The sequence below is a fragment of the Streptomyces goshikiensis genome (assembly GCF_014650555.1).
Lineage (GTDB): Bacteria > Actinomycetota > Actinomycetes > Streptomycetales > Streptomycetaceae > Streptomyces > Streptomyces goshikiensis.
In genome coordinates, this window is sequence record NZ_BMVE01000003.1 from 570,820 (window position 1) to 593,324 (window position 22,505).

Annotated in this window: 24 protein-coding genes; 12 read left to right on the forward strand and 12 right to left on the reverse strand. The window is 71.8% G+C overall.

The window, feature by feature from the left end:
• Positions 1 to 19: 19 nt before the first annotated feature.
• The 3 genes from IE248_RS12700 to IE248_RS12710 all read right to left on the reverse strand — a co-directional run bounded on the left by IE248_RS12700 (position 20) and on the right by IE248_RS12710 (position 2,796).
• Positions 20 to 1,417, reverse strand: a complete 1,398-nt coding sequence (locus tag IE248_RS12700) for a hypothetical protein (protein WP_190030764.1) — start codon at positions 1,415 to 1,417, stop codon at positions 20 to 22.
• 178 nt (positions 1,418 to 1,595) lie between these two features.
• Positions 1,596 to 2,069, reverse strand: a complete 474-nt coding sequence (locus IE248_RS12705; protein ID WP_100580784.1) for a DUF2269 family protein — start codon at positions 2,067 to 2,069, stop codon at positions 1,596 to 1,598.
• A 58-nt stretch (positions 2,070 to 2,127) separates the two neighbouring features.
• Complete coding sequence (locus tag IE248_RS12710) at positions 2,128 to 2,796, reverse strand: DJ-1/PfpI family protein (protein ID WP_100580783.1); 669 nt, start codon at positions 2,794 to 2,796, stop codon at positions 2,128 to 2,130.
• 220 nt (positions 2,797 to 3,016) lie between these two features.
• Between IE248_RS12710 and IE248_RS12715 the strand changes: the two genes are divergently transcribed.
• Positions 3,017 to 3,970 carry a GlxA family transcriptional regulator gene (locus tag IE248_RS12715; protein ID WP_190030765.1) on the forward strand — a complete coding sequence of 318 codons (954 nt, stop codon included), beginning with the start codon at positions 3,017 to 3,019 and terminating at the stop codon, positions 3,968 to 3,970.
• 61 nt (positions 3,971 to 4,031) lie between these two features.
• Here the strand turns inward: IE248_RS12715 and IE248_RS12720 are convergent, their stop codons facing one another.
• The 3 genes from IE248_RS12720 to IE248_RS12730 all read right to left on the reverse strand — a co-directional run bounded on the left by IE248_RS12720 (position 4,032) and on the right by IE248_RS12730 (position 6,125).
• Positions 4,032 to 5,240: an FUSC family protein gene (locus IE248_RS12720; RefSeq protein WP_037795317.1), complete on the reverse strand. Its 1,209-nt coding sequence runs from the start codon at positions 5,238 to 5,240 to the stop codon at positions 4,032 to 4,034.
• 70 nt (positions 5,241 to 5,310) lie between these two features.
• Positions 5,311 to 5,712: an ATP-binding protein gene (locus IE248_RS12725; RefSeq protein ID WP_008743750.1), complete on the reverse strand. Its 402-nt coding sequence runs from the start codon at positions 5,710 to 5,712 to the stop codon at positions 5,311 to 5,313.
• 95 nt (positions 5,713 to 5,807) lie between these two features.
• A complete protein-coding gene (locus IE248_RS12730) occupies positions 5,808 to 6,125 on the reverse strand; it encodes a hypothetical protein (RefSeq protein WP_100580781.1) in 318 nt (105 codons plus the stop codon).
• 304 nt (positions 6,126 to 6,429) lie between these two features.
• Between IE248_RS12730 and IE248_RS12735 the strand changes: the two genes are divergently transcribed.
• The 3 genes from IE248_RS12735 to IE248_RS12745 all read left to right on the forward strand — a co-directional run bounded on the left by IE248_RS12735 (position 6,430) and on the right by IE248_RS12745 (position 8,603).
• Positions 6,430 to 6,633 (forward strand): cold-shock protein, encoded by a 204-nt coding sequence (locus IE248_RS12735; RefSeq protein WP_008743748.1) that lies wholly within the window; start codon positions 6,430 to 6,432, stop codon positions 6,631 to 6,633.
• 183 nt (positions 6,634 to 6,816) lie between these two features.
• Positions 6,817 to 8,214 carry a DEAD/DEAH box helicase gene (locus IE248_RS12740; RefSeq protein WP_190030766.1) on the forward strand — a complete coding sequence of 466 codons (1,398 nt, stop codon included), beginning with the start codon at positions 6,817 to 6,819 and terminating at the stop codon, positions 8,212 to 8,214.
• 74 nt (positions 8,215 to 8,288) lie between these two features.
• Positions 8,289 to 8,603, forward strand: coding sequence for an SCO5918 family protein (locus IE248_RS12745; RefSeq protein ID WP_073798780.1), 315 nt, complete (start codon positions 8,289 to 8,291; stop codon positions 8,601 to 8,603).
• A 115-nt stretch (positions 8,604 to 8,718) separates the two neighbouring features.
• Here the strand turns inward: IE248_RS12745 and IE248_RS12750 are convergent, their stop codons facing one another.
• Together IE248_RS12750 and IE248_RS12755 are read right to left on the reverse strand one after the other, a co-directional pair.
• Positions 8,719 to 9,078 (reverse strand): hypothetical protein, encoded by a 360-nt coding sequence (locus IE248_RS12750; protein WP_008743744.1) that lies wholly within the window; start codon positions 9,076 to 9,078, stop codon positions 8,719 to 8,721.
• A gap of 77 nt (positions 9,079 to 9,155) precedes the next feature.
• Positions 9,156 to 9,362, reverse strand: coding sequence for a hypothetical protein (locus tag IE248_RS12755; protein ID WP_037799033.1), 207 nt, complete (start codon positions 9,360 to 9,362; stop codon positions 9,156 to 9,158).
• 178 nt (positions 9,363 to 9,540) lie between these two features.
• Here IE248_RS12755 and IE248_RS12760 point away from each other — a divergent pair, with 178 nt between their 5' ends.
• The 3 genes from IE248_RS12760 (at position 9,541) to IE248_RS12770 (ending at position 13,271) form a co-directional block, all read left to right on the forward strand.
• Complete coding sequence (locus tag IE248_RS12760) at positions 9,541 to 9,906, forward strand: MerR family transcriptional regulator (RefSeq protein WP_037795312.1); 366 nt, start codon at positions 9,541 to 9,543, stop codon at positions 9,904 to 9,906.
• Between the two features lie 290 nt (positions 9,907 to 10,196).
• The gene (locus IE248_RS12765) at positions 10,197 to 10,949 is read left to right on the forward strand and encodes a DUF4118 domain-containing protein (protein WP_190030767.1); all 753 of its coding nucleotides are present in this window, start codon (positions 10,197 to 10,199) and stop codon (positions 10,947 to 10,949) included.
• Positions 10,950 to 11,192: 243 nt separating this feature from the next.
• Entirely contained in the window at positions 11,193 to 13,271 is a 2,079-nt protein-coding gene (locus IE248_RS12770; RefSeq protein ID WP_373301510.1) for a transglycosylase domain-containing protein, read from the forward strand.
• Positions 13,272 to 13,344: 73 nt separating this feature from the next.
• Here the strand turns inward: IE248_RS12770 and IE248_RS12775 are convergent, their stop codons facing one another.
• Positions 13,345 to 14,661 (reverse strand): polysaccharide deacetylase family protein, encoded by a 1,317-nt coding sequence (locus tag IE248_RS12775; RefSeq protein ID WP_229895276.1) that lies wholly within the window; start codon positions 14,659 to 14,661, stop codon positions 13,345 to 13,347.
• Between the two features lie 295 nt (positions 14,662 to 14,956).
• On the opposite strand from IE248_RS12775, the gene IE248_RS12780 reads away from it, so the two are divergent.
• Both IE248_RS12780 and IE248_RS12785 read left to right on the forward strand, forming a co-directional pair.
• Entirely contained in the window at positions 14,957 to 16,105 is a 1,149-nt protein-coding gene (locus IE248_RS12780) for an amidase domain-containing protein (RefSeq protein ID WP_073796497.1), read from the forward strand.
• 165 nt (positions 16,106 to 16,270) lie between these two features.
• Positions 16,271 to 16,441 carry a hypothetical protein gene (locus IE248_RS12785; protein WP_190030768.1) on the forward strand — a complete coding sequence of 57 codons (171 nt, stop codon included), beginning with the start codon at positions 16,271 to 16,273 and terminating at the stop codon, positions 16,439 to 16,441.
• A gap of 32 nt (positions 16,442 to 16,473) precedes the next feature.
• Here the strand turns inward: IE248_RS12785 and IE248_RS12790 are convergent, their stop codons facing one another.
• Together IE248_RS12790 and IE248_RS12795 are read right to left on the reverse strand one after the other, a co-directional pair.
• Positions 16,474 to 17,781 (reverse strand): S28 family serine protease, encoded by a 1,308-nt coding sequence (locus tag IE248_RS12790; RefSeq protein ID WP_229895277.1) that lies wholly within the window; start codon positions 17,779 to 17,781, stop codon positions 16,474 to 16,476.
• 167 nt (positions 17,782 to 17,948) lie between these two features.
• Complete coding sequence (locus IE248_RS12795; RefSeq protein WP_190030769.1) at positions 17,949 to 19,160, reverse strand: PP2C family protein-serine/threonine phosphatase; 1,212 nt, start codon at positions 19,158 to 19,160, stop codon at positions 17,949 to 17,951.
• A 127-nt stretch (positions 19,161 to 19,287) separates the two neighbouring features.
• Between IE248_RS12795 and IE248_RS12800 the strand changes: the two genes are divergently transcribed.
• The 3 genes from IE248_RS12800 to IE248_RS12810 all read left to right on the forward strand — a co-directional run bounded on the left by IE248_RS12800 (position 19,288) and on the right by IE248_RS12810 (position 21,821).
• Positions 19,288 to 19,932: a 2'-5' RNA ligase family protein gene (locus IE248_RS12800; protein ID WP_229895278.1), complete on the forward strand. Its 645-nt coding sequence runs from the start codon at positions 19,288 to 19,290 to the stop codon at positions 19,930 to 19,932.
• A gap of 82 nt (positions 19,933 to 20,014) precedes the next feature.
• Positions 20,015 to 20,926 (forward strand): AraC family transcriptional regulator, encoded by a 912-nt coding sequence (locus tag IE248_RS12805; protein ID WP_190030770.1) that lies wholly within the window; start codon positions 20,015 to 20,017, stop codon positions 20,924 to 20,926.
• A 136-nt stretch (positions 20,927 to 21,062) separates the two neighbouring features.
• Entirely contained in the window at positions 21,063 to 21,821 is a 759-nt protein-coding gene (locus tag IE248_RS12810) for an SDR family NAD(P)-dependent oxidoreductase (protein ID WP_190030771.1), read from the forward strand.
• On the opposite strand, the gene IE248_RS12815 is transcribed toward IE248_RS12810, so the two are convergent.
• Positions 21,818 to 22,438, reverse strand: a complete 621-nt coding sequence (locus IE248_RS12815; protein ID WP_073796492.1) for a TetR/AcrR family transcriptional regulator — start codon at positions 22,436 to 22,438, stop codon at positions 21,818 to 21,820. The two genes, IE248_RS12810 and IE248_RS12815, sit on opposite strands and share 4 nt — an antisense overlap.
• Between the last annotated feature and the right edge of the window lie 67 nt (positions 22,439 to 22,505).

Sequence of the window (22,505 nt, forward strand, 5' to 3'; positions counted from 1 at the left end):
TGGTGCAAGGAAAAGGGGGTCAGCGGCGGGTCGTGCGACGCGGGCGCGAACGGCGGCCGCCACTGCCGCTGCGGCCGCGGTCCGGTGCGGGACCGGGTTCCGCCCCGGCCAGACCCGCCCTGAACAGGCCGTACGTGATCCGCCGTTGCGCGGCGGACTCCAGCTCGTCCCGCAAGGGCCCCTCGCGCAGCAGCGCCTCGGGACCCAGCAGGCCTTCCACGATGGCGAGCGCGCCGGCGGTGTCGCCGTGGTCGAGGCGTTCGCGGACGCCGGCGAGGCAGTCCGGACGGCGGTGTGCGGCGTCGATCACCTGGAGGCAGGGGAGCGGAGTACCGGTCAGCGCGACCAGCAGTTCCTCCCGTCGGATCTCGGCGGGATCGTGGTCGAGCGGGGCCAGCACCCCGTCGACCAGGCCGATCCGGTGCCGGGCGCCCCGGCACTCCACGAGGTGCGGCCGCCCCGCCGTGTCCGCCGTCCGGGACGGGGCGGCGGCGGGCGCGTGGCCCGGTACGAGGGCCGCGGCGACCAGCGGGTGCAGCCGGTCCGCCCCGATCGCCCCGGTGCGCAGCAGCTCCAGGTCGGGCAGCACCCAGGTCGCCGCGTCGGGCAGTACGGGCAGGGCGGCGCCGCCGCCCTCCGAGGACGCCGTGATCCGCAGGCGGGGTGGACCGGCGCCGCCTGGATCCGTCACCAGGCGCAGGTCCAGCCGGTGCCGGGCCGCGAGCCGCACGGTGACGGCCCCGTCGGCGGGCAGGCCCTCGGCGCGGAGCAGCATCCCCGCCTCGGCCGCCCACCGGTCGACGGCACAGCGGTGGTCCGGCGCAAGCAGCCGCGCAACCAGCTCTTGCGGCGCCGGGCCCGGCGGGGCGCCGCCCCCGGACCGGGGGCCCAACTCCCCGGCCCTGCGGGCGTCCCACAGGTGGCGGTGCAGGTCCAGGCGGAACCGGCGGTGCGGGTGGGGATGCGGATGCCGGCGGGCAGCGGGCTCGTCGAGGGACCCGTCCCACAGCCCGATGCCGATCCGCTGACCGGCGTCCGCCCAGGCCGGGGGAGTGCGGGCCACCAGGTGCACCGGCCGTACGCCGCGCCCCGCGACCTCGTACCGGGCCAGGGCGAGCGTCAGTCCGGGGCGCAGCAGTCCGTCGGGAGCGATCCTCGGCATGTGCCAGCGCAGCAGGTCGGGAGCGAGGTGGCGGAGGTCGTCCCGGATGCGGGCGGCGATTTCCCGGCCGTGGGTGCGCGCCAGGTCACGCGGGTTGAAGTCGAGGTCGACGCGTGCGGCGGCGCACGCCCCGGCCCAGTCCCCGGCACGGCGGCGGGCGGTCGCGGTCTCGATCATGGAGGGCGGCACGGCGAACTCGCGCACGCGCAGCCAGAGGGAAAGGCGGGAATCTCCCATCGCGGTCTCAGTGAGCATCAGCACTCACCTTGCGCGGTGGGGACCCCCCGTCTGAGAGCAGAAGGAGTGATCATCGGGACAGACCCTAACGGGCACCTCCCCGGTCCGCCAGGAGATTTCTCCGCCCGCCGCCTGACCGCCCCCGCGCCGCTGCTGCCGGACCAGGCACTCGGCCGAGGTGGCGGGGCCGGGGCCGTCAGGCGCCCGTGGTGGAGCCCGGGCGGATGATCATCAGGACGGTCACGGTGGCCCACAGAAGGTTGAACACGCCGGTGTACAGGGCCAGTTGGCGGGAGGTGCGGTCGGCGCCCTCCGGCGGGCCGGCCGGGGCGTCGAGGGCGTCCAAAGTCGCCTCCTGGCGGGGCAGGACGAGCCCGCCGAGGACAACCGCGGCCAGGGCGGTCAGCGCGATCGAGGTGATCAGCCAGGCGCTGCCGAGCACGTGCAGGCTCTTGGCCGTCGCGAAGCCGGACGCCGGGACGACCACGGCGATCACCGCGTAGACCCGGCAGATCCGGTGCAGCGTACGTACGGTGGCCGGCCCGGCGGGGTCGGCGGGGGAGGCCACCGCCCGCCGTACGGCGGCGGGGAACATGCTTGCGGCCACGGTGACCGGGCCGATCGCGATGATCGCCGCCAGGACATGGACGGCGAGCAGGAATTTCGTCACGGGGAAGCTTCCAGGGTGATCGGGAGGGAGGGCCGGGAGGGCAAGGGGCGGGCGGGTGTCAGAACGCAGCCGGGACCGGCCCGGTGGCCCGCCACACCGTGCCGCGGCGCTCGTGGGCGAACAGCCGCTCCACGGCGTGCGCGATCCGCGGCCCGAGCTCGCGCTCCAGCAGATAGAGGCCGAGGTCCAGGCCGGAGGTGACGCCCGCGCCGCTCACCAGGTCGCCGTCGTCCACGATGCGGGCGTCGACCGCGACCGCGCCTGTGGCGGCCAGTGCGTCCAGGCCCAGGTGGTTCGTCGTGACGTGACGGCCCTCGATCAGCCCGGCCATCGCCGGCACGAGCGAGCCCCCGCACACGGTGGCCACGATCGTCCCCGGCCGCTCCAGCGCCTCCTTCAGCAGGGCCGGCAGCCCGGTGGAGAGCGAGCGCGCCAACAGGGCGGGAACCGTGTCCTCGCCGCCGGGGCCGCCCGCGTCGGCGCCGGCGCCGAGCGGTCCCACCGCTCCCGGTACGAGGACCAGCCCGGCCCGCCGCGGATCCAGCCGGCCGGTGGCCCGCAGCGTGAGCAGCCCCGCGCCCGAGGGCACCTCGCGCGGCCCCTCGGCCGAGACCAGCTCGACGCTGAGCTGCCCGGGAGCGGCCATCGATCCGGCGAACAGCACCTCGTAGGGGGCGATGACGTCCAGCGGGTCGAAGCCGTCGAACAGCACGATCTGGCACAGCATCAGGAGCGTTCCCTTCCGTCGGTTCCGGCGCCCGCCCGGGGCGCCGGAACCGACGGTATGCGCGGCCGCCCGTGCCCGGCAGTGGCGCAATTGCCAGGCTCCAACGGATTCCCGCCAGCCGCCGGAAAGAGCCGATCAGCAGCCCTCACCGGGGTCGGCGCAGCGGAGAGCCCTCCCCGCCTCCCTTGGCGGGAATCCGGGGGCCATCTAGGATCGAGCCATGCACACCGTCGCCGTCCTCGCCCTGGACGGAGTCATCCCCTTCGACCTGTCCACCCCCATCGAAGTGTTCAGCCGCACCCGGCTCCCCGGCGGCCGCCCGGCCTACCGCGTCCGCGTCTGCGCGCCCACCCCGGAGGTGGACGCCGGCGCCTTCGCGCTCCGGGCGCCCTGGCCGCTGGAGGCCCTGGCGGAGGCGGACACCATCGTGCTGCCCGGGGTCGCCGACCTCGACGCACCCCTCCCGCCGGAGGTCCTCGACGCGCTGCGCCGGGCGGCCGGCCGCGGCACCCGGATCGCGTCGATCTGCGTGGGCGCCTTCGTGCTCGCCGCCACCGGGCTCCTGGACGGGCTGCGCGCCACCACCCACTGGATGGCCGCCCCCGCGCTGGCCGCCAGGTATCCCGGTATCGAGGTGGACGCCGACGTCCTCTACATCGACAACGGGCGGTTGCTGACCTCGGCCGGAGCAGCCGCCGGACTCGACCTGTGCCTGCACCTGATCCGGCGCGACCACGGCTCGGCCGTCGCCGCAGACGCCGCCCGGCTGTCGGTCATGCCGCTGGAACGCGAGGGCGGGCAGGCGCAGTTCATCGTCCACGAACAGCCGCCCACCCCGCACGGGTCGGAACTGGAGCCGCTGCTCAGCTGGATGGAGGAGAACGTCCACCACGAGCTGACCCTCGACGAGATCGCCGGCCGGGCCGGGATGAGCACGCGCACCCTCAACCGCCGCTTCCGCGAACAGACCGGCACCTCGCCCTTGCAGTGGCTGCACCGCGCCCGGATCCGCCAGGCCCAGTACCTGCTGGAGAACACCGGCCACCCCGTGGAGCGGATCGCCTCCCAGGTGGGCTTCGGCTCCCCGACAGCGTTCCGGGACCGCTTCCGGCGGGTGGCCGGCACCAGCCCGAACGCCTACCGCCGCGCCTTCCAGGGGCACGCCGAGCGGTGACCCCGGCCGCCGGTTGCGGCGGGCCGTCCGGGCGGCGGGGAAGCCGCGCGTACGGCTCGGCTCAGCGCTCGGCGGCCGTCCGGCGCTCCCACAGCCGCCGGAGCCTCGGGGCCCGGGTGCGCCGCGCCCGCGAGTGCCGGTCGAGCTCCTCCACGAGTCGCTGGGAGCGCTTCTCCACGCCCAGCTCGTCCAGCACCCGGTCCACCTCCGCGAGCAGCGCACCGTACAGCTGCCACTGACCGGGGCGCGAGCGCGCCTCCTCCAGCAGCAGCCGCGCGGCCCGTTCGCGGCTGGCGCGGGCGGCGTCCAGTTCCTGGCTCAACCGGGTCTCCGCCTCCTCCGCGCTCGAACTGATCTGGGCGGTGATCAGCACCGCGAAGTTCTCGACCGCGACCGCCATGTGCCCGAACAGCTCCCGCAACGCTTCAGCGACCTCGTCCGGGAAGAGCGAGCCGTCCGTACGTTCCTTGGCCAGGTCCGTCATGGTGCGGCAGCAGACCCGCAGGACGACGGCGCAGATCTCCAGGGTGTCCAGCCCCGTACGGAGCACCAGCCGGAAGAGGAGCCCTTCCTTGACCCGGGGGTTGAGGCGCAGGCTGTCCTCGGCCTGCCGCAGCGCCGAGTCCACCCGCGTGATGTCGCTGTCCAGCCGGCGCGCCTCGTGCAGGCGTGCCGCAGCCTTCTCCACGGGGGTGTGCTCAGCGAGTTCGGCGCCGAGGTGGAAGAGCAGGTCGCCCATGCGCCGGGACAGTGACCGGATCGCCTCGTTCGCGGGCGCCACCCACACGGGCGGGGCGAGGAAGAGGTTGAACATGAGCCCCACGACGGCCCCGATCAGCGTTTCCAGCACCCGGTCCCAGGCGGTCGCGGCGACCCGGGTCACCCCGAGCACCAGCATCGCGCTGATCGCGACCTCGGGGACGAACTCGTCGACGCGGACGATGTGGCCGACGACGAGCGAGGTCAGGATGACCAGACCCAGGCTCCACCAGGTGAGCCCGACGAGCGCGCTGAACCCGATGGCCACCAGGACGCCCGCGACGACCGCGTTGACGCGTCTGATGCCCGTGGTGAGCGTGGTGTAGAGGGTCACCTGGACGACGAGCAGCGCCGTCAGCGGCGCGGTCAGGGGCGCCGGCTCACTGCTCAGCGAGAGCGCGACGACGTAGGCCACGACGGCCGCCGCGGTCGAGCGGAACGTCTGGACGACGATCGGCTCCCGACTGCGGCGGACCAGGGAACGTACTGGAACGATGGCTTCCGGCAACATACGTGCCAGCCTTCCCGATCACAGCAGCAACACGCGTCACATGGTGCGCGCGTCGCACCAGGCGCGTCCTTCACACCGTGGCGTGAATGCGGGCGTGGATGGTCTTGCCGCCGTGAGGGGAGGGCCGGACGGTGATGTGCTGGGCGAGGTGGTTGACCAGGATCCAGCCCCATCCGCCGGTGCCTTCGACGTGTGGCGGGCGTGGCTGGGGCGGGGTGGGGCTGGTGTCGGTGACGCCGATCCAGATCGCCCCGTCGCTGACCGCGAGGTCGAGTACGCAGGGGCCGCGGGTGTGCCGGACGGCGTTGGTGACGAGTTCGCTGACGACGAGCAGGGTGATGTCCGCCGCGGCCGGTGTCACCTTCTGGCCGCGGTGCACGGCCTCGCCCAGGAACCGGGAGGTCGCCTCCCGGGCCCGGACGGCCGCGCCGGGATGCCGCGGCAGCTCAAGGTGTTGGATCGGGGGAGCCATCGGCTGTCTCCCGGTTCGGGGATGGGATTCCTACGTCTGTCTCCTGTTTGCCTCGCCTGCCCTGCCGCCCCGCGTCCATGCACCCGGCCCGGCCCTCAAACCCGCTGCCAGCGCGGCGGGGCGGGCGGGGCGCCGGGCTCGGGCACCGGTTCCGCGCCGCGCAGGTGCAGATCGCGCACCACGGCGGCGATCTCGCGCTGGAAGTACTCCCAAGAGACCAATTGCTGCCAGACCGGGTCCGGCAGTCCGGGCACGGTGGCGCCGCGCGCGGCCCATTCGCGGGCCAGCTCGTCGTAGAGCGGCGCGGACCTCAGGGCGTGGGCCGGCTGCCGGGGTATGCGCATGGCCCGGGCTCCGTCGTCCGTGCCCCGGTGGCGCGCCGTGGTGGTGGGCGGGGAGTGCGTCGTGGCCATACCCGCATGAACGACTCGACGGCCGGGTGGACACGCGCCGCGCGGCGGAGGTTTTCGAGAACGCTACGGCCGGGAGGAATCAATATCTGTGCCCGCCGTATGAGATTTCAATGTGCCGTCGGGGGCGGGTTTTTACCCCAAGGGTAGAGCGGGATTATTTGGCGGCCACAAACCACCGGAGCGTGCTACTGTCGATCTCAGTTGCAGTTGTGGTTCCCAAACTTTTCCGGTGGGGCAATCATCGCAGCGACGCGGTGTTCGCACAGTGCGGATCCCGATGCACTGCCCCAGAGGAGTTTTGAAAATGGCTGCAGGTACCGTCAAGTGGTTCAACGCGGAAAAGGGCTTCGGCTTCATCGAGCAGGAGGGTGGCGGTCCTGACGTGTTCGCCCACTACTCGAACATCGCCGCCCAGGGTTTCCGTGAGCTGCTCGAAGGCCAGAAGGTCACCTTCGACATCGCGCAGGGCCAGAAGGGCCCGACGGCGGAGAACATCGTTCCCGCCTGATTTTGACGCATCACTCGTAGCTGGGGCCCGCATCCTTCAGGGGTGCGGGCCTCAGCTGCACGCATTTCCGGCGCCTTGGCGCCGCATTGTCTTCGTATTCCATTCGGTCCATTCACGCAATTCTCCGCGCCCCACGCTGCTGCGGGAATTCCTTGATATGTGCCGTATCAAGGAAGGTTCCGTATGAACCGTACTCACACCCGTACCCACACGCGTACACACTCCAGTCAGCGAGGCGGCCGTCGTCCCGTTCCGGTGGGCGGCGAGTTCGCCCTCCCCAAGACGATCACCCCCGCGCTGCCCGCCGTTGAGACGTTCACCGACCTCGACATGCCCGAGCAGCTGCTCGCCGCGCTCGGCGCTCAAGGCGTGACCGTCCCGTTCCCGATCCAGGGCGCGACGCTGCCGAACACCCTCGCGGGACGCGACGTCCTGGGCCGCGGGCGGACCGGCTCCGGCAAGACCCTCGCCTTCGGCCTCGCCCTGCTGGCCCGGACCGCCGGACAGCGCGCCGAGCCCCGCCAGCCGCTTGCGCTGGTCCTCGTACCGACGCGGGAGCTGGCCCAGCAGGTCACCGACGCGCTCACCCCCTACGCCCGCGCCGTCAAGCTGCGGCTGGCCACCGTCGTCGGCGGGATGTCGATCGGCCGGCAGGCGGGCGCGCTGCGTGGCGGCGCCGAAGTGGTCGTGGCGACCCCCGGCCGGCTCAAGGACCTCATCGACCGCGGCGACTGCCGGCTGAACCAGGTCGCCGTCACGGTCCTGGACGAGGCCGACCAGATGGCCGACATGGGCTTCATGCCGCAGGTCACGGCCCTGCTCGACCAGGTGCGTCCCGAGGGCCAGCGGATGCTGTTCTCCGCCACCCTGGACCGCAACGTCGACCGGCTGGTGCGCCGCTACCTGACGGACCCGGTCGTGCACTCCGTGGACCCGTCCGCGGGCGCCGTCACCACGATGGAGCACCACGTGCTCCACGTCCACGGAGCCGACAAGCACCGGGCGACGACCGAGATCGCGGCCCGCGACGGGCGCGTGATCATGTTCCTGGACACCAAGCACGGCGTCGACCAGCTGACGCGGGACCTGCTGAGCAGCGGCGTACGCGCGGCGGCCCTGCACGGCGGGAAGTCCCAGCCGCAGCGCACCCGTACCCTGGCACAGTTCAAGTCCGGGCACGTGAGCGTGCTCGTCGCCACGAATGTCGCCGCCCGGGGCATCCACGTCGACAACCTCGACCTCGTCGTCAACGTCGACCCGCCCACCGACCACAAGGACTACCTGCACCGCGGCGGCCGTACCGCCCGCGCCGGGGAGTCCGGCAGCGTCGTCACCCTGGTCACCCCGGCGCAGCGGCGCGACATGAACCGCCTCATGGCCGCCGCGGGCATCGTGCCGCTGACCACCCAGGTCCGCTCGGGCGAAGAGGCCCTCGGCCGGATCACCGGTGCCCGGACCCCGTCGGGCATCCCCGTGGTCATCACCGCCCCGGTGGCCGAGCGCCCCAGGCGCTCCGCGGCCCCCTCCCGGGGCCGGCGCCGCGCCCGTCCGGCGCGACAGCCGGCCTTCGACGCGGCGTAGAACACCCGCGCCCTCGCCCGTTGCCGCCGTACCCCGGTCGGAACGCCTTCCGGCCCCTCCCCTTGTGAGGTCCCATGCGCTGTGTCATCGCCCGATTCCCGTTCGACCTCACCAAGAGCGGGGTGCTGGAGTCGATGAAGGGCGTCAAGCCCGAGCCGATCGCCGGGGAGTCCGTGATCATCGGCCGCCGTCAGTACCCGGTCAAGCAGGTGGGCCAGATCATCACCCGGCAGGACCGGCGCGATTTCAGTGCCGGTGAGGTCGTCCGGGCCATGACCCTCCTCGGCTTCACCTGCCGCGGCCTTCCCCAGGCCGCCGCCGCGCCCGAGCCCGCCCTGACCCCGCTCCAGCGGGCCTCAGCGATGCTCGGCAGCCCGGTGTCCGTCTGACTGACGGCGCCGTGGGCCGCAGGACGCCCGCGGAACCCGGAACAACAGTGGGGCCCGACCGGTACGTACCGGTCGGGCCCCACCGCGTGTCATCGGGTCTCCGCGGTCGCGGAGTTCAGTGGTCGGAGTAGCTGAAGTCGCCGACGGTCCAGCCGGTGACGTCCTTGATCGAGACGCGGTACATGCCGCCCGTCTCCGGGATCCCGACCGGGCCCTGGAGGATCCTGGCGACGTGGAAGTGCAGATGGGTGGGTGGCCCCTCCCGCCGGGGGGCGGCGGTGAAGACGTCGGAGAACTCGCTCAGGCGAGGCGAGTCCGTGAGGACCTCCGACACGCGCTGCCTCCAGACGGCTTCGGGAGCCAGCCGGCCGGTGATCACAGCGCCACCCGTGACCACGGTGAGGGACATCTGATTGCTTTGCTCGGACTCGACCTTGGCGGCGACGTCCACGAGCAGCTCGTCAGGCTTCGACATGAGCCGATTCTATTCACCCGGGGATCCGGACCGCTCGGACTCCTGCTCCGACCGCGGGCGGCCGCAGTTCGCGCCGGTCAGCCCGCACTCCTGCGGTACTCGCCGGTACGCGGCTGCGGTACGGTCCGCAGGCGCCGCCGCCCGTGCCGCCCCGTCCCCGGTTCGGCGCGGCGACGGCCGCGGCCGGTCGCCCGCGTGCCCGCCCGGGGCGCCGCCACCGGTGGCGCGAGCGCGAGAGCCGCGACGACGACCGCGACGACGCTGAGGATGACTACGGTGCTCACTGACATGTGCCGTCCTTCCGCAGGCTGGTTGATGTTCTTCCTCACCCAGTGTTACCGCTTGTGGATCGGATAAACACTTTCGGTGAGGGAAGCTGGTGGGGTCGGCGCGGCACCCGGGTCTGCGGATGGTGTTGTATTTCCTTCAGGGACCCTCGACGTGTCCCAAGAAGAGGTGCAAATGACAGCGGATGATTCGCTCGGCGGTCGACTCGATGACGATGACTACCCCGCGTACACGATGGGCCGGGCCGCCGAACTGCTCGGCACCACCCCCGGCTTCCTCCGTGCCATCGGAGAGGCCCGCCTGATCACCCCGCTCCGGTCGGAGGGAGGGCACCGCCGGTACTCGCGCTACCAACTGCGGATCGCGGCGCGCGCCCGCGAACTCGTCGACCAGGGCATCCAGGTCGAAGCCGCCTGCCGCATCGTCATCCTTGAGGACCAGCTCGAAGAGGCCCAGCGCATCAACGCCGAGTTCCGCCGCGCAGCGGCCGGCCCGCGCGCCGGGGACCAGGGCGAACCCCGCGGCGAGGGAGCCGGCTGAGCGCCGGGGCCGCGCCCGTGTGGAGCGTGGCGCCGGGCGGTCGGTGAACGCCCCCCGGAACAAAGGTTTTTGGGGCTTCCAGGATCTCCTGGACTTCCGGGACTTCCTCTCTCATCTCCCCGACCAGCCGGCCCGGCGGGACGCCGCCCGGCCCGGCCCGGTCGCCCCGGGTCAAGGGCCCGTCAGGATCGGGTCCGGCACCGTCAGGGAGCCGTCAAGGGGGCCGCGCCCGCGGGCTCCGCGTCGGAGGATGGAGGTGTACGGAAGGGGGGCGAGGACGGAGGCCGATCATGAGGATCCCGCCACGTGACGCGGCCGCGTTCGCGGCTGCCCTGCTCGCGCCGTTCACCGTCGCGCTGGCGCTCGTACCAGTGCGCGCCGACCTGTCACACACCAATGCCGCGCTGGTCCTGGTGGTGGCGGTGGTCGCCGTATCGGCGCTCGGGAACCGCTACGCCGGGGCCCTGGCCGCGCTCTCCGCCGCCGCCTGGTTCGACTTCTTCCACACGGCGCCGTACCAGAGCCTGCACATCACGGGCCGCGCCGACATCGAGACCGCCGTCCTGCTGCTCCTCGTAGGCCTGGCCGTCTCGCAGCTGGCCGCCCGGGCCCGGCTGCTGAGGGTGGTGGCGCTCACGGACGCCGGCCACCTGGAGCGGCTGCACGAGACGGCCCGCTTCGCGCGGTTCGCCGCCTCGCCCGACGACGTGGCCGAGCAGGTCCGCAGGCAGCTGGTCGAGGTGCTCGAACTGCGGGCCTGCCGCTTCGAGCGGGGATCGCTGCTCGGGCACCCGGCCCGGCTGGAACAGGACGGGTCCGTCAGCGTTCCGGACTGGGTGTGGGACCTGGAGCGGCAGGGGTGGCCGCAGGGCGAGATCGAACTGCGCGCCACCTCGGGCGGCCGCTACCAGGGCCGCTTCATGATGACGCCGGTCCCGGGGGCGCCGGCGCCGCCGCTGGAGTCCCGGCTGGTCGCGGTGACGCTGGCGGCCCAGGCCGGGGCGGCCCTGGGCGACTCGGCCCCCGTGGTCTCGCGCCGCTGAGCGACCGGCTCCTGCCTGCTCCTGGGTGATGCACCCATCGGGTGATACTCATTTAAATCGGACGCTTTGCCCGGAATTAGGCGGCTATCTGGCGCGGGGGCGCTTCACGGATTGTCCTATGACCGCTCTAGGGTGAGGGGAAGCACAGCAGAGGGGACATTTGGCGTGGGCAAGCGGGGTGGCGCCACAAGGGGACGGTCTGCCGAGAACCGGCCGGCCGGGGCGGACGAGAACGGGCCCTACGTGGGCCGCCGGCGGAAGGCCGGGCGCCCCTCCGGCGGGGCCGGCGGGGTCGTAGGGGCGCTCGCGGCTCGACGGGCCGAACTCCTGCGCGCCCTCGCGCCCGCTTTCGCGAAGGCGGGCGTCCTCGGGAAGCGCCTGCGGCCGGCCTACCCGCGGCCCGGCCGCCTCGGCTGGCGCCGCTGGATACCCTCGGGACGCCAGTGGCTGGGCGCCTGTCTCTACCTCGTCGTGGGCATGTTCGGTTTCGTCGGCGTCGCCTACGCGACCACGGACATACCCGACGACCTCAATTCCTTCGCGACGCAGCAGGACAACGTCTTCTACTGGGCCGACGGATCCAAGATGGCCCGGACGGGCTGGGTCAGCCGGCAGGAGATGCCGCTCGACAAGGTGCCCAAGAAGGTCCAGGGAGCCGTGCTCTCCGCGGAGAACGCGAGCTTCTACTCGGACCCCGGCGTCTCGCCCTCCGGCGTCATGCGCGCCGTGAAGGCCGCGGCGACCGGCGGCGAGACCCAGGGCGGCTCGACCATCACCCAGCAGTACGTGAAGAACGCCTACCTCAAACAGGACCGCACCCTGTCCCGGAAGTTCACCGAGGTCCTGCTGGCCATGAAGCTGGACAGCAAGACGGGCAAGAAGCAGATCTTGCAGGACTACCTCAACACCAGCTGGTTCGGCCGCGGCACCTACGGCATCCAGCGCGCCTCCCAGGCGTACTACGGCAAGGACGTCTCCCAGCTCAACGCCAGCGAGGGCGCCTTCCTGGCCTCCCTCCTCAAGGGAGCCGGACTGTACGACCCCGCCCTCAGCGAGAAGAACCACGAGCGGGCCGTCGAGCGCTGGGGCTGGATCCTGGACCGCATGGTCGAGACCGGCAACCTCTCGGCCACCGAGCGCGCCACCTACACCAAGTTCCCCGAGCCGATCGCCCCCTCCGTCGCCAGTGACGCCGACGCGCAGACCGGCTACCTGGTCGAGCTGGCCAAGCAGTACGCGATCAAGACCGGACACATCAAGGACGCCGACTTCGACCTCGGCGGCTACCAGGTGTACACGACCTTCGAGAAGACCCGCATGGCGGCCCTGACCGCCGCCGTGCAGAACACGCAGAAGAGCTTCGACGCCGAGCGCCGCCCCAACACCGACACCTTCGCCAAGATCGGCGCGGCCAGCATCGCCCCCGACGGCCGGCTGCTCGCCGTGTACGGCGGCCCCGACTACCTGAAGCAGGGCTTCAACGAGTCGAACGCGACGACGATCCCGGCCGGCACGGCCTTCACGCCGTTCGTGTACGCCGCCGCCCTCGACGAGGGAGTGCTCCGTGCGCGCGACAAGCCCCGTACGCCCATCTCCCCGACGTCCCGCTACGACGGCAACGACAAGGTGACCGTACAGACGCCGGAGGGCCCGTACTGGGACCGCAGCGGCAAGGTGGTGAAGGGGAACAACGACGGGGACCGCAACTGGGGCCAGGTCACCCTGCGCCAGGCCGTCGCCGACTCCATCAACACCCCGATGCTGCAGCTCGGCCTCGACGTAGGCCTCGACCGGGCGCAGCTCTTCGCCCAGCGCTCGGGGTTCCTGAATTCGAGCCTCGGCCCCAAGGTCCCCGGCTTCGCGCTGGGGGAGAACTCGATGCCCAGCGCGATCCGCATGGCCAGCGCGTACGGGACCTTCGCCGCCAAGGGCATGCACACCGAGCCGTACTCGGTGCGCTCCATCACCCGCAACGGCGCCACGATCCCGCTGGTCGCGCCGAAGCCGGAGCGGGCGATGTCGGCCAAGGCCGCGAGCGCGGTGACGGACGCCCTGCAGGACGCGGTCACCGCGGGGTCGGCGAAGAGCGCGAACAAGGCGCACCCGGGGGCGGCGGGGAAGACGGGGACGACCGCCGCGAACACGGCGGGCTGGTTCGTCGCCAACACGGAGAGGGAGTCCACGGCCGTCGTGGTCTACCGGATGTCGCTGACCGACCTGATCCCGCTGCCGCTGACGGGGCTGGGCGGCGACGCCGCGAGCACCCCGGGCAGCGAGCGGGCGGTCCGCCTGTGGGCCGAGTACATCAAGGCCGTGAAGTGAGCTGAGAAACGCGGAGGCCGCCCGGGCTGGTTCCCGGGCGGCCTCCGCGTTTCCGTCCGCGTACGCGAGCGGGTTACTTGACCAGCGTCTTCCACTCCGGTGCCTGCGCGGGGTCGAGCGAGCGCAGCCGGGCCAGGACCGCCGGGTCCTGGACGTCGAGCCAGTCGGCCAGCTCCCGGAACGACACGCAGCGCACTTCGTCGCGCGTGCAGACGTCCTTCATGAACTCCTCGACGGCCTTCATGTAGATGCCGCCGTTCCAGTCCTCGAAGTGGTTGCCGATGTACATCGGCGCCCGGCTCCCGCTGAAGACGCGGTTGAAGCCGTTCAGGTACGACTTCTGGGTCTGTTCGAGCCAGGCCGGGTACTTCGCCGGGTCGCCCTTGGTGCTGTCACCGGACTGGTTGAAGAGAAAGTTGAAGTCCATGGAGAGGACTTGCTTCTCTTTGCCCTGCAAAGGGACGAGTTGCAGCGGAAAGTTCCAAATGTCGTTCTGCTTGGACGGCCACAGCTGGAAGTCTCCCGAGGAGCTCGCGTCGTAGCGCCAGCCGTAGGGCTTGATCGCGGTGATCAGGTTCTTCTGGCCCTCAAGGCAGGGGGCGCGGCCGCCTACGAACTCCCGGTCCGGGTCGAACGGCAGGGGCGCCTCGCCCGAGAAGCCGGTGTTGGTCTTCCAGTTCTTCACGAACGAGTAGGTCTGGTCTATCTCGCTCTTCCACTCCTCGGGGCTCCAGTCGTCGCCGCCCTTGGGTCCGCAGAAGTGGCCGTTGAAGTGCGAGCCGATCTCGTTGCCGTCGGTCCAGGCGCCCCGCAGCTGCTCCAGTGTGGTCTTCACGTGGGGGACGGTCGGGTAAGAGATGGCGGCCGAGCCCTGGCTGTGCTGCGGCGGGCTGTACAGCATCCGCTTGCTCTCGGGCAGCAGGTAGATGCCCGTGAGGAAGAAGGTCATGTGGGCCTTGTTCTCGCGGGCCACCTCGCGGAAGTGCGAGAACAGGTGGTCGTCGCCTTCGAGCGCGCCGTCCCACGAGAACACCACGAACTGCGGCGGCTTCTCGCCGGGCTTCAGCTTCTCGGGCTTGAGCTGGCCCGGCTGCGGCCCGGTGTACGAGGTGGAGCCGTCGCCCAGTACGTGGGTCTTGCCGTCCCAGGGCTTCTCGTTGGCCTTCGCGCCCTTGCCGTTGGCGGCCGTGGCGCCGGAGGCGGCCTTTTTGTCGCCCTTGTCCCCCGGGGAGTCGTCGGGTCCGAAGGCGTAGGCGGTGACGGCGGTCGCGCTCACGGCTATCAGGCCGACACCGATCCCGATGCGCAGGCGCTTGCGGTTCCGGGCCTCCTTGGCAGCCTTGCGGGCGGCCCGGGACTCCGTCCGAGCGTGCGGTGCCTCTTCGGCCATCACCGTTGCCTCCCCCTTCGGTCACCGCAGCACCGTCGTGCATGGATGGTTCGTACGAATATAGAACGTGTTGGCACGCTCGTCGCACCCTGGTCCCCATTGCGTTCTCAGGTCACAGCAGACTCACAGGACGAGCTGATGGGCGGGGGTGTGGCGGGGCTCGGCCGGCCCCTCTCCAGAGGGGGGACAAAACACCCCATCGGTGTCCGCTGAGAGAACGGACCCACGTAGTCCGCAACTTGTGCGAAGATTCCGTCCCCCCGGTCCGTGTGGACCGGTGACAAGGGGAACTATTGTGATACCCAGAAGGTTCATACCCGCCGCCATCGGCGTGGTGGTGGCCACCGCGGTCGCAACGGCCGTATTTCTGCCCTCTGCCACCGCGACCAGCGCCAATGCGCCGCACGCGGCGGACAAGGCGACCGCCGACGCCTTCGGGCGCATAGCCGACGACGTGCTCTCGCGGCGCACCCAGGCTCTCGTGGAGGACCGGCCCAAGCACCGCGCCCCCACCGCGGGCTCGGGCGCCGTCAAGACGCGGATGTCGAGCGAGGTGGCCCGCGGCGAGGAGACGGCGGTGTCCTCGCTCCGCTCCCGCAAGACGCGGCTCAGGGACCTCGGCGAGGCCTACAGTGACGCGGACACCCGCGTGACCGTGGACAAGGCCACGGTCACCAACGGGAAGGCCACCGTCCAGGTCACCGAGGAAACCACCCTCACCTACAAGAAGCTCCGCGGCGACGAGCCGTCGTCCACGGGCTTCCGCACGCGGTACGAGATGAACCTCGTCAGCAAGCGTGGGGGCAACTGGGAACTGACCTCGATCAAGTCCCAGGAGAACGGCCCGGTAGCGGTCAACGAGCCGACCGTGGCCAAGGCCGCGGTCGTCTCGGACGACGGCCAGACCTACCCGGACGGCACCCCGGCGTCGACCAAGTACCCCGCTCCGGCGAAGCCCAAGGCGAAGAACACGGGCTACGACTACGCCGCCATGGCGGCGTACGCGGAGAAGTACTGGAAGAACTACAACCCCGCGTACCGGACGTTCAACGGGGGTGGCGGTGACTGCACCAACTTCATCAGCCAGTCCCTGAAGGCCGGTGGCTGGCAGAACGTCTCCGGTACCACCAGCGACTACCGCAACTGGTGGTACAGCGGTTCCCAGCAGACCGACTCCTGGGTCGGCGCGAACGAGTGGGCCTGGTTCACCAACTCGAACAAGCGGGCCGCCAACCTGGCCAACGTCTACCAGCTGGATGTCGGCGACATCCTCCAGGTGGACTTCAACCGGGACGGGTCCAAGGACCACTCGATGATCGTTACGTACCGGAGCAGCGCGGGGATCCCTTACCTCACGTACCACTCCACCAACACGTACCGAAAGTCGCTGGCGAGCATCATCGCCTCGTACCCGGACGCGGTGTACTTCGCCTACCGCACCTGACGGGTGAGCCCGGCGGACCGGCCCAGCCGGCCCGCCGGGCTTTTCGTTTCCCCCTCCGCGAAGCTCTGGACTTCCTCAAGTGGGGTTCCGCGCCTGTGCCCGCGAGGCACACCCTTTCCACGGGCACCGAAGGTGCCACCGGGAGAGCGGAACGGGGGTGGAGGCATGCATTTCCTGATGATCGTGGGACTCATCGTCCTCATCGGGATCGGATCGCTGCTTCGCGCCGGCGGGGGCGGGTCGTCCCGCAAGCGGCGACGCGGCGGCTCGTGGGGGAGCGGCAGCAGCGGCGGCGGCTTCGGCTGCGGCTCGTCCTGCGGCGGCGGAGGCGACTGACCCCACGGGTGCCGGGAGAGGGCTCCGCTCGCTCAGCGCGCCCAGCGCCGCAGTACGGCGGTGGCTCGCCCGGCGTCGGCCGGGCGCAGGCCGGCGATGGAGATGTGGTGGTCCCCCTGGGGCGCCTCGAAGACGTACGAGTCGCGGGAGCCCGCGCCCAGCCGGAACGGCTCGGCGACCGCCACGTCGTTCTCGCCGTTGACGAACATGAGCGAGCTCCCCTGCCGGCGGACCCAGCGGTCGATGTCCGCCATCGCACCGGGCTCGAAGGTCATCGGGATGTCCCGCGGCACGTACGAGCGGACCTCCTGGACGCCCGGGTGGCGCAGCAGCCCCTCCAAGTGCGGGGCGGAGAACTGCGCGTACCCGAGCTGTGTGCCCAGCTGGTGGAAGTACGGGGTGAACTCTTCGAGCGACTGGTCGGTGTAGACGGGGAGCAGGGTCACCCCCGCGATCCACGCGTAGAGGGTGTCGTCCGACGCGTCGGCGGCCGGTATGGAAGCGCAGCCGCCCGCCGACTGGTGCATCCAGAACATCATCGGCAGCCTCAGCACGGCGAGTTCGAACGCGCGGTCCGTGCTGCCGATGGTCCGGAAGGTGCCCTTCTCCTGTTCCGCCCACCGCCCGTACCGCTCCGTCATGGCCTCCCGCCGCAGCAGTGCCTGCCGCTGGGCCGACTTGAGGGCGGCTCGGCACTCGGCGGTGCCCACTTCCTCAAGACGGGCGTCGTAGGCGCTGTCGTCCCGGTCGTCGACGTTGTTGGGCGCGGCGTAGGCCACCGTGCCGACCACGTCCTGCGGATAGAAACGGCGGTGGTAGACCGCGGTCATCCCGCCCTTGCTTCCCCCGGTCGATATCCACGGCCCCCGGTACAGCGTCTTGAGCGCGGTGATCAGGCGGTGGTGGTCGCTCGCCGCCTGCCAGATCGTGAGCGTGGACCAGTCCGGGGCAGCCGGCCGCGACGTCCCGAAGAACCGCTGCTCGGTGGTGATCTGATTGGAGTCGAGCAAGACGGACGGTTCTGCCGGCCGCTGCGGCGACGACCCCAGGTCGTACCCACCGGAGTACAGCACCATCGGGCGGTCGAAGGACTTGTGCACCAGCGTCAGCCGCTGCTCGAACGAGCCCCGGCCGGGACGGTGGTGGTCGGCGGGCTGGCGGAAGGCGAGGTCGAGGACGGTCTGCCCCGGCGCGCCGGGCCGCTCGGCGAGCAGGCGCAGGCCCGGCACCGCCGCGACGCGGGCCCTGATGTCATCGCCCGCCGGCTGCGCCAGCACCGGAGCGGTCATTCCCGTCACCGACAGCAGCACTACCACGACCACCGTGAGCAGCCGTCTCATCGTGTTTTCCATACCTCCAGGCAACCGCACCCGAAGGGCCGGGGGATCCCCCGAGCGAGGATGGCGTCTCCCTCCCATGGGGGAAGACATACCGCGTCCGCTGCGCAAGTGGCGCTGGGCCAAGGGGTGCTGCGCAAGCGACGCTGCGCAAGCGGCGCGGAGCCCGGTCAGGGCGGGGGCGGACGGCGCCGCGGCCGGGCGGCGAGCACCGCCACGTCGTCCTCCGCGTGGCGGGCGTCGAGGCCCGCCACCACGGCGTCCACCAGCGCCTCCACCCCCGCCCCCACCGGCAGCCGCAGCCCCGCCAGCCGGGCCAGCGACACGTCGATGTCCTCGCCCCGCCGCTCCACCAGGCCGTCGGTGAACATCAGCAGGGTCTCCTGCGGCGTGATCCCCCGGGTGACGGCCTCGTACCCGCCCACCCCGGTACCCAGCGGCGGCCCGACGGGCACGTCGATCAAGGCGGCCGAGCCGTCCGCCCCGAAGACCGCCGGCGGCAGGTGCCCGGCGCTGGCGAACATCGCGACCCCGCGCGCGGGGTCGATCCGTACCAGCAGACAGGTCGCGGGGCGCCGGGCCGGGTCCTCGGCGACCAGGGCGTCCAGCTGGCGCAGCACGCGGTGCGGGGCGAGGTCCGTCGAGGCGACGTCCCGGAGGGTCGAGCGGTACGCGTTCATGTCCACCGCGGCGTCGAGCCCGTGGCCCATCACGTCCCCTACCACCAGCAGGGTGCGGCCGAAGTGCAGCCGGACCGTCTCGAACCAGTCCCCGCCCACCAGCGCCCGGTGGCCGGCCGGCAGGTAGCGGCTGGCGGTCTCCAGATTCGGATGCGGCCGGACCGGCTCCGCCACCAGTGCCCGCTGCAGATGGAGCATGGTGTCCTCCGAGGCCGCCAGCTGCCGGGCATGGCCGAGGTGCACCGCCGCCAGCCGGGCCGCGAAATGGATCGTCGCCGCCTCGTGGTCGCTGAACCCCCGGCCGGCCCGGACGGCGACCACCGCGCCGTAGAACCGGTCCCGGGCCAGCAGCGGGACCGAGACGGCGTGCACCCGGACACCGCCGGCGAGCACCGCCCACTCGGACAGCGGATGCCCGCCGTCCACCGCCCGTACCGAGGGCGCCACATCGCCCACCGCCGGCAGCAGCCCGGCCGCCCCGGCCACCACCACCCGGCTCCACCCGCCGCCGTCCGTCCACAGATCCACCCCGACGGCGTCGCACAGGGTCCGGAACAGGAACCCGGCCAGCTCTTCGCAGGTGGTGGCCTCGTCGAGCGAGGTCCCCACCTGTTCGGCAGCGGCCTCCATCGCCCGGAGCCGTGCCAGCAGCGCCTCGTGACCCCCGGTCGGTCCCCTGGACCTCCCGTCATGCTCCGACAAGACACCTCCCCGGCCTCAAGCCGAAGGAGCCATTCCATCAGGAGCCCCCCTCGCCCCGCGCGTCCGCCGCGCCCCTCCCGGGCACCAGCCTCGCCGGGGATCCGGGGTGATGAGCCATCATGGCCGGGTGAACGAGCCCCCGCCCACCCCCGACGGCCCCGGCGCCCCCACCGGATCCATGGCGGTGGCGCCCACACCCCGGACCGCCGTCGCATGGCTTCCCCCGGCCGGGCTCTGGCCCGCCATCCAGGACATCCGCGCCGTGCACGACCCCCAGATCCGCCGCTGGCCACCCCACGTGAACCTGGTCTTCGGCTTCGTCCCGGAGGCCGACTTCCCGGCGGCCGCCCCGCTGCTCGCCGCCCGCGCCGCCGAGCGGGAGCCGTTCGAAGCCCGCCTCAGCGGAGTGCGCGTCTTCCGGCACCGGGTGTCCGCCACCGTGTGGATCGACCCCGCCGCGGCCGGCCTCGCCCCCTGGACGGCGCTCCGCAGCGCCCTGATCGAACCGTTCCCCCGCTGCGGCGGACGCTTTCCCGCCTTCACCCCGCACCTGTCGCTGGGACGCACCCGCGATCCCCGGAGCGTGGTCGCCGAGTGCACCGCCCGCCTCGACGTCATGTCGGCGCGGGTCGAAGAGATCGTGCTGCTCTCCCGCCGCGGCGACGGCCCCATGCGGCCCCGCGCCACCATCTCCCTGGGCACGGGCGCCCTGCGCTGGCACTCCGAAACCGACCCGGATTCATCTCGGGGGAGGAATTCAGGAGGGGAATAGGGCGGTGGCGGAATTCTCCCGATGTCTTGCACGATCCTCCATCCACCGGTACCAAAGGACCGGCATGTGCTGGAATCGGAGCATGTACCTCGACGAGCTCCGCACCCTGCTGGACCGGCACGCGCGGCCCGACTGGACCACCGACATCGACGGAGTGCTCATCTCCAAAGTCGACAGCGAGGACCCACCGGCGCCGTCCACCTCCGGCACCGTGCTCGCCGTCATCGCCCAGGGCGCCAAGCACCTCGCGCTGGGCGACCGGGTCTACGAGTACGGAGCCGGCCAGTACCTCGTCGCATCGGTCGACCTGCCCGTCACCGGCCACTTCATCGGGGCCTCTGCCCAGCACCCGGCGCTTGGCTTCGGGCTCACGCTGGAGCCCTCCGCCATCGCCGAACTGCTGCTGCTGGCCGGCCCCGGCGACGTGCCGCGCGCCGGCGGACAGGGCGGCGCGCTGCCCGCCATCGCCGTCAGCGACGCGCCGGGGGACCTGCTCGACGCGGTGGTACGGCTGCTGCGCCTGCTCGACGAGCCCCGAGACCGGGCGGTGCTCGCCCCGCTCGTCACGCGCGAGATCCTGTGGCGCGTGATGACCGGGGAGCAGGGCGCCCTCGTGCGCCAGCTCGGTCTCGCCGACAGCAGTCTCAGCCATGTCGCGCGGGCGGTGCGGTGGATCCGGGAGCACTACACGCAGCCATTCCGGGTGGAGGACGTGGCGCGGCTGTCCGGCATGAGCGTCTCGGCCTTCCACCGCAACTTCCAGGCGGTGACGGCGCTGAGCCCCATCCAGTTCCAGAAGCAGATCCGGCTGCAGGAGGCCCGGCTGCTGCTGGCCGTCCACCCCCACGACATCGCCCAGGTCGGCTACCGCGTCGGCTACGACAGCCCGTCCCAGTTCAGCCGCGAGTACCGGCGTCAGTTCGGCGCGCCGCCCAGCGAGGACGCGACCCGCCTGAGCCGCTCCGTACGGGCACCGGCGACCGTACTGCCCTGAAGGTCTCCAGAAGAGCAGGATCGTGCAAGGGAAGAAGAGAATTCGTCTTTTATCCGTGCCGGCCGGAGTGCTTCCATAAAGGGGTCATATTCCGAGGGGAATTCGAATTCCCCGCCCCTTTTCCAGGAGGCACGTCATGAAGGTCGCCATCGTCACGGGAGCCAGCTCCGGCATCGGGCAGGGCGCTGCGGTCGCCATCGCGAAGCGCGGGGTGGGAGTGATCCTGACCTACGGCGCCAACCGGCAAGGCGCCCTGGACACGGTGGCCGCGATCGAGAAGGAGGGGGGAACCGCCGTCGCGCTGCCGCTGGACGTGGGCGAGACCGCGGGTTTCCCGGCCTTCCGCGCCTCCGTGGCCGACGCGCTGCGCGGCACCTGGCAGCGGGACACCTTCGACCACCTGGTCAACAACGCCGGGTTCGGGCAGATGTCGATGTTCGAGGACACGACGGAGGAGCTGTTCGACAAGTTCATGAGGGTGCTGCTCAAGGGGCCGTACTTCCTGACGCAGACGCTGCTGCCGCTGATGGCGGACGGCGGCGCCGTCGTCAACGTCACCAGCAACTCCGCGCTGAGCACCGGCGTGGAGGCGGGCTACTCGGCCTACGCGACGATGAAGGGCGGCCTGACGGTGCTGACCCGGTACATGGCCAAGGAGTTCAGCCGGCGCGGCATCCGCGTCAACGCCGTCGCGCCGGGCTCGACCCGGACCCGGATCTCGGACGACGCCTTCGAGCGGTTCCCCGAGGTCATCGAGCCGATCGAGGCCAAGACGGCGTTCGGCCGGGTCGGTGAACCGGAGGACATCGGCATGATGATCGCCACCCTCGTGTCCGAGGAGAGCCGCTGGATCACCGCGCAGAGCATCGAGGTGTCCGGCGGCTACGGGCTCTAGGAGGTCCCGCCTGCGGCCTCGCGGTCGCGGTCGCGGTCGCCCAGGACCCTGGCGGTGAAGGCGGCGAGTTCGGCGCGCAGCCGCTCGCGCGGGGTGTCGCGTGCGCCCGCGAGGTGTTCGACGAGGTCGGCGCGGGTGGCGGCGAGCAGGGCGTGCGCGGTGAAGTCGCTCTCGCTCCCGGAGAGTCCGGGGATCTGCTCCAGCAGCGTCCGGAGCGTCGTGTGCCAGCTCCCGTAGTGCCCCGCCCGGTAGGGGCTGCTGCCGCCGGAGCCCTCCAGGGCGAGGGCGAGGTGTCGGTTGTCGTACTTGAAGCACAGGATCGCGTCGAGCAGCGCGGGCACCCGCAGCAGCGGCGCGGTGCCGGGACCCAGGGGCGGCGGACCGGTCTCGACGGCCTCCCGCACCGGCTCCAGCCGCGCTTCGACCAGCGCCCCGATGAGGCCGCCCCGGTCGCCGAAGGCGCGGAAGAGGGTGGCCTTGCCGACCCCGGCGGCCGCGGCGATGTCGGCCATGGTGACGGCCTCGGGGCTCTCGCAGTGGGCGAACAGGTCGTCGGCCGCCTCGAAGACGGCCGCCTTGTTGCGGGCGGCGTCCTTACGGGGCTTGCGTTCGGTCATGCCACTCCTCCAGTTGCAAAGCGGACCCGGGGTCCGTATCGTCGACATCCGAAGCGGACCGCTGGTC

Coding starts and splice junctions, on each gene's coding strand:
- IE248_RS12700 (WP_190030764.1), bottom strand. CDS start 1,417: ATGCTCACTGAGACCGCGATGGGAGATTCCCGCCTTTCCCTCTGGCTG.
- IE248_RS12710 (WP_100580783.1), bottom strand. CDS start 2,796: ATGCTGTGCCAGATCGTGCTGTTCGACGGCTTCGACCCGCTGGACGTC.
- IE248_RS12715 (WP_190030765.1), top strand. CDS start 3,017: ATGCACACCGTCGCCGTCCTCGCCCTGGACGGAGTCATCCCCTTCGAC.
- IE248_RS12720 (WP_037795317.1), bottom strand. CDS start 5,240: ATGTTGCCGGAAGCCATCGTTCCAGTACGTTCCCTGGTCCGCCGCAGT.
- IE248_RS12725 (WP_008743750.1), bottom strand. CDS start 5,712: ATGGCTCCCCCGATCCAACACCTTGAGCTGCCGCGGCATCCCGGCGCG.
- IE248_RS12730 (WP_100580781.1), bottom strand. CDS start 6,125: ATGGCCACGACGCACTCCCCGCCCACCACCACGGCGCGCCACCGGGGC.
- IE248_RS12735 (WP_008743748.1), top strand. CDS start 6,430: ATGGCTGCAGGTACCGTCAAGTGGTTCAACGCGGAAAAGGGCTTCGGC.
- IE248_RS12740 (WP_190030766.1), top strand. CDS start 6,817: ATGAACCGTACTCACACCCGTACCCACACGCGTACACACTCCAGTCAG.
- IE248_RS12745 (WP_073798780.1), top strand. CDS start 8,289: ATGCGCTGTGTCATCGCCCGATTCCCGTTCGACCTCACCAAGAGCGGG.
- IE248_RS12750 (WP_008743744.1), bottom strand. CDS start 9,078: ATGTCGAAGCCTGACGAGCTGCTCGTGGACGTCGCCGCCAAGGTCGAG.
- IE248_RS12760 (WP_037795312.1), top strand. CDS start 9,541: ATGACAGCGGATGATTCGCTCGGCGGTCGACTCGATGACGATGACTAC.
- IE248_RS12765 (WP_190030767.1), top strand. CDS start 10,197: ATGAGGATCCCGCCACGTGACGCGGCCGCGTTCGCGGCTGCCCTGCTC.
- IE248_RS12775 (WP_229895276.1), bottom strand. CDS start 14,661: ATGGCCGAAGAGGCACCGCACGCTCGGACGGAGTCCCGGGCCGCCCGC.
- IE248_RS12785 (WP_190030768.1), top strand. CDS start 16,271: ATGCATTTCCTGATGATCGTGGGACTCATCGTCCTCATCGGGATCGGA.
- IE248_RS12790 (WP_229895277.1), bottom strand. CDS start 17,781: ATGAGACGGCTGCTCACGGTGGTCGTGGTAGTGCTGCTGTCGGTGACG.
- IE248_RS12805 (WP_190030770.1), top strand. CDS start 20,015: ATGTACCTCGACGAGCTCCGCACCCTGCTGGACCGGCACGCGCGGCCC.
- IE248_RS12810 (WP_190030771.1), top strand. CDS start 21,063: ATGAAGGTCGCCATCGTCACGGGAGCCAGCTCCGGCATCGGGCAGGGC.
- IE248_RS12815 (WP_073796492.1), bottom strand. CDS start 22,438: ATGACCGAACGCAAGCCCCGTAAGGACGCCGCCCGCAACAAGGCGGCC.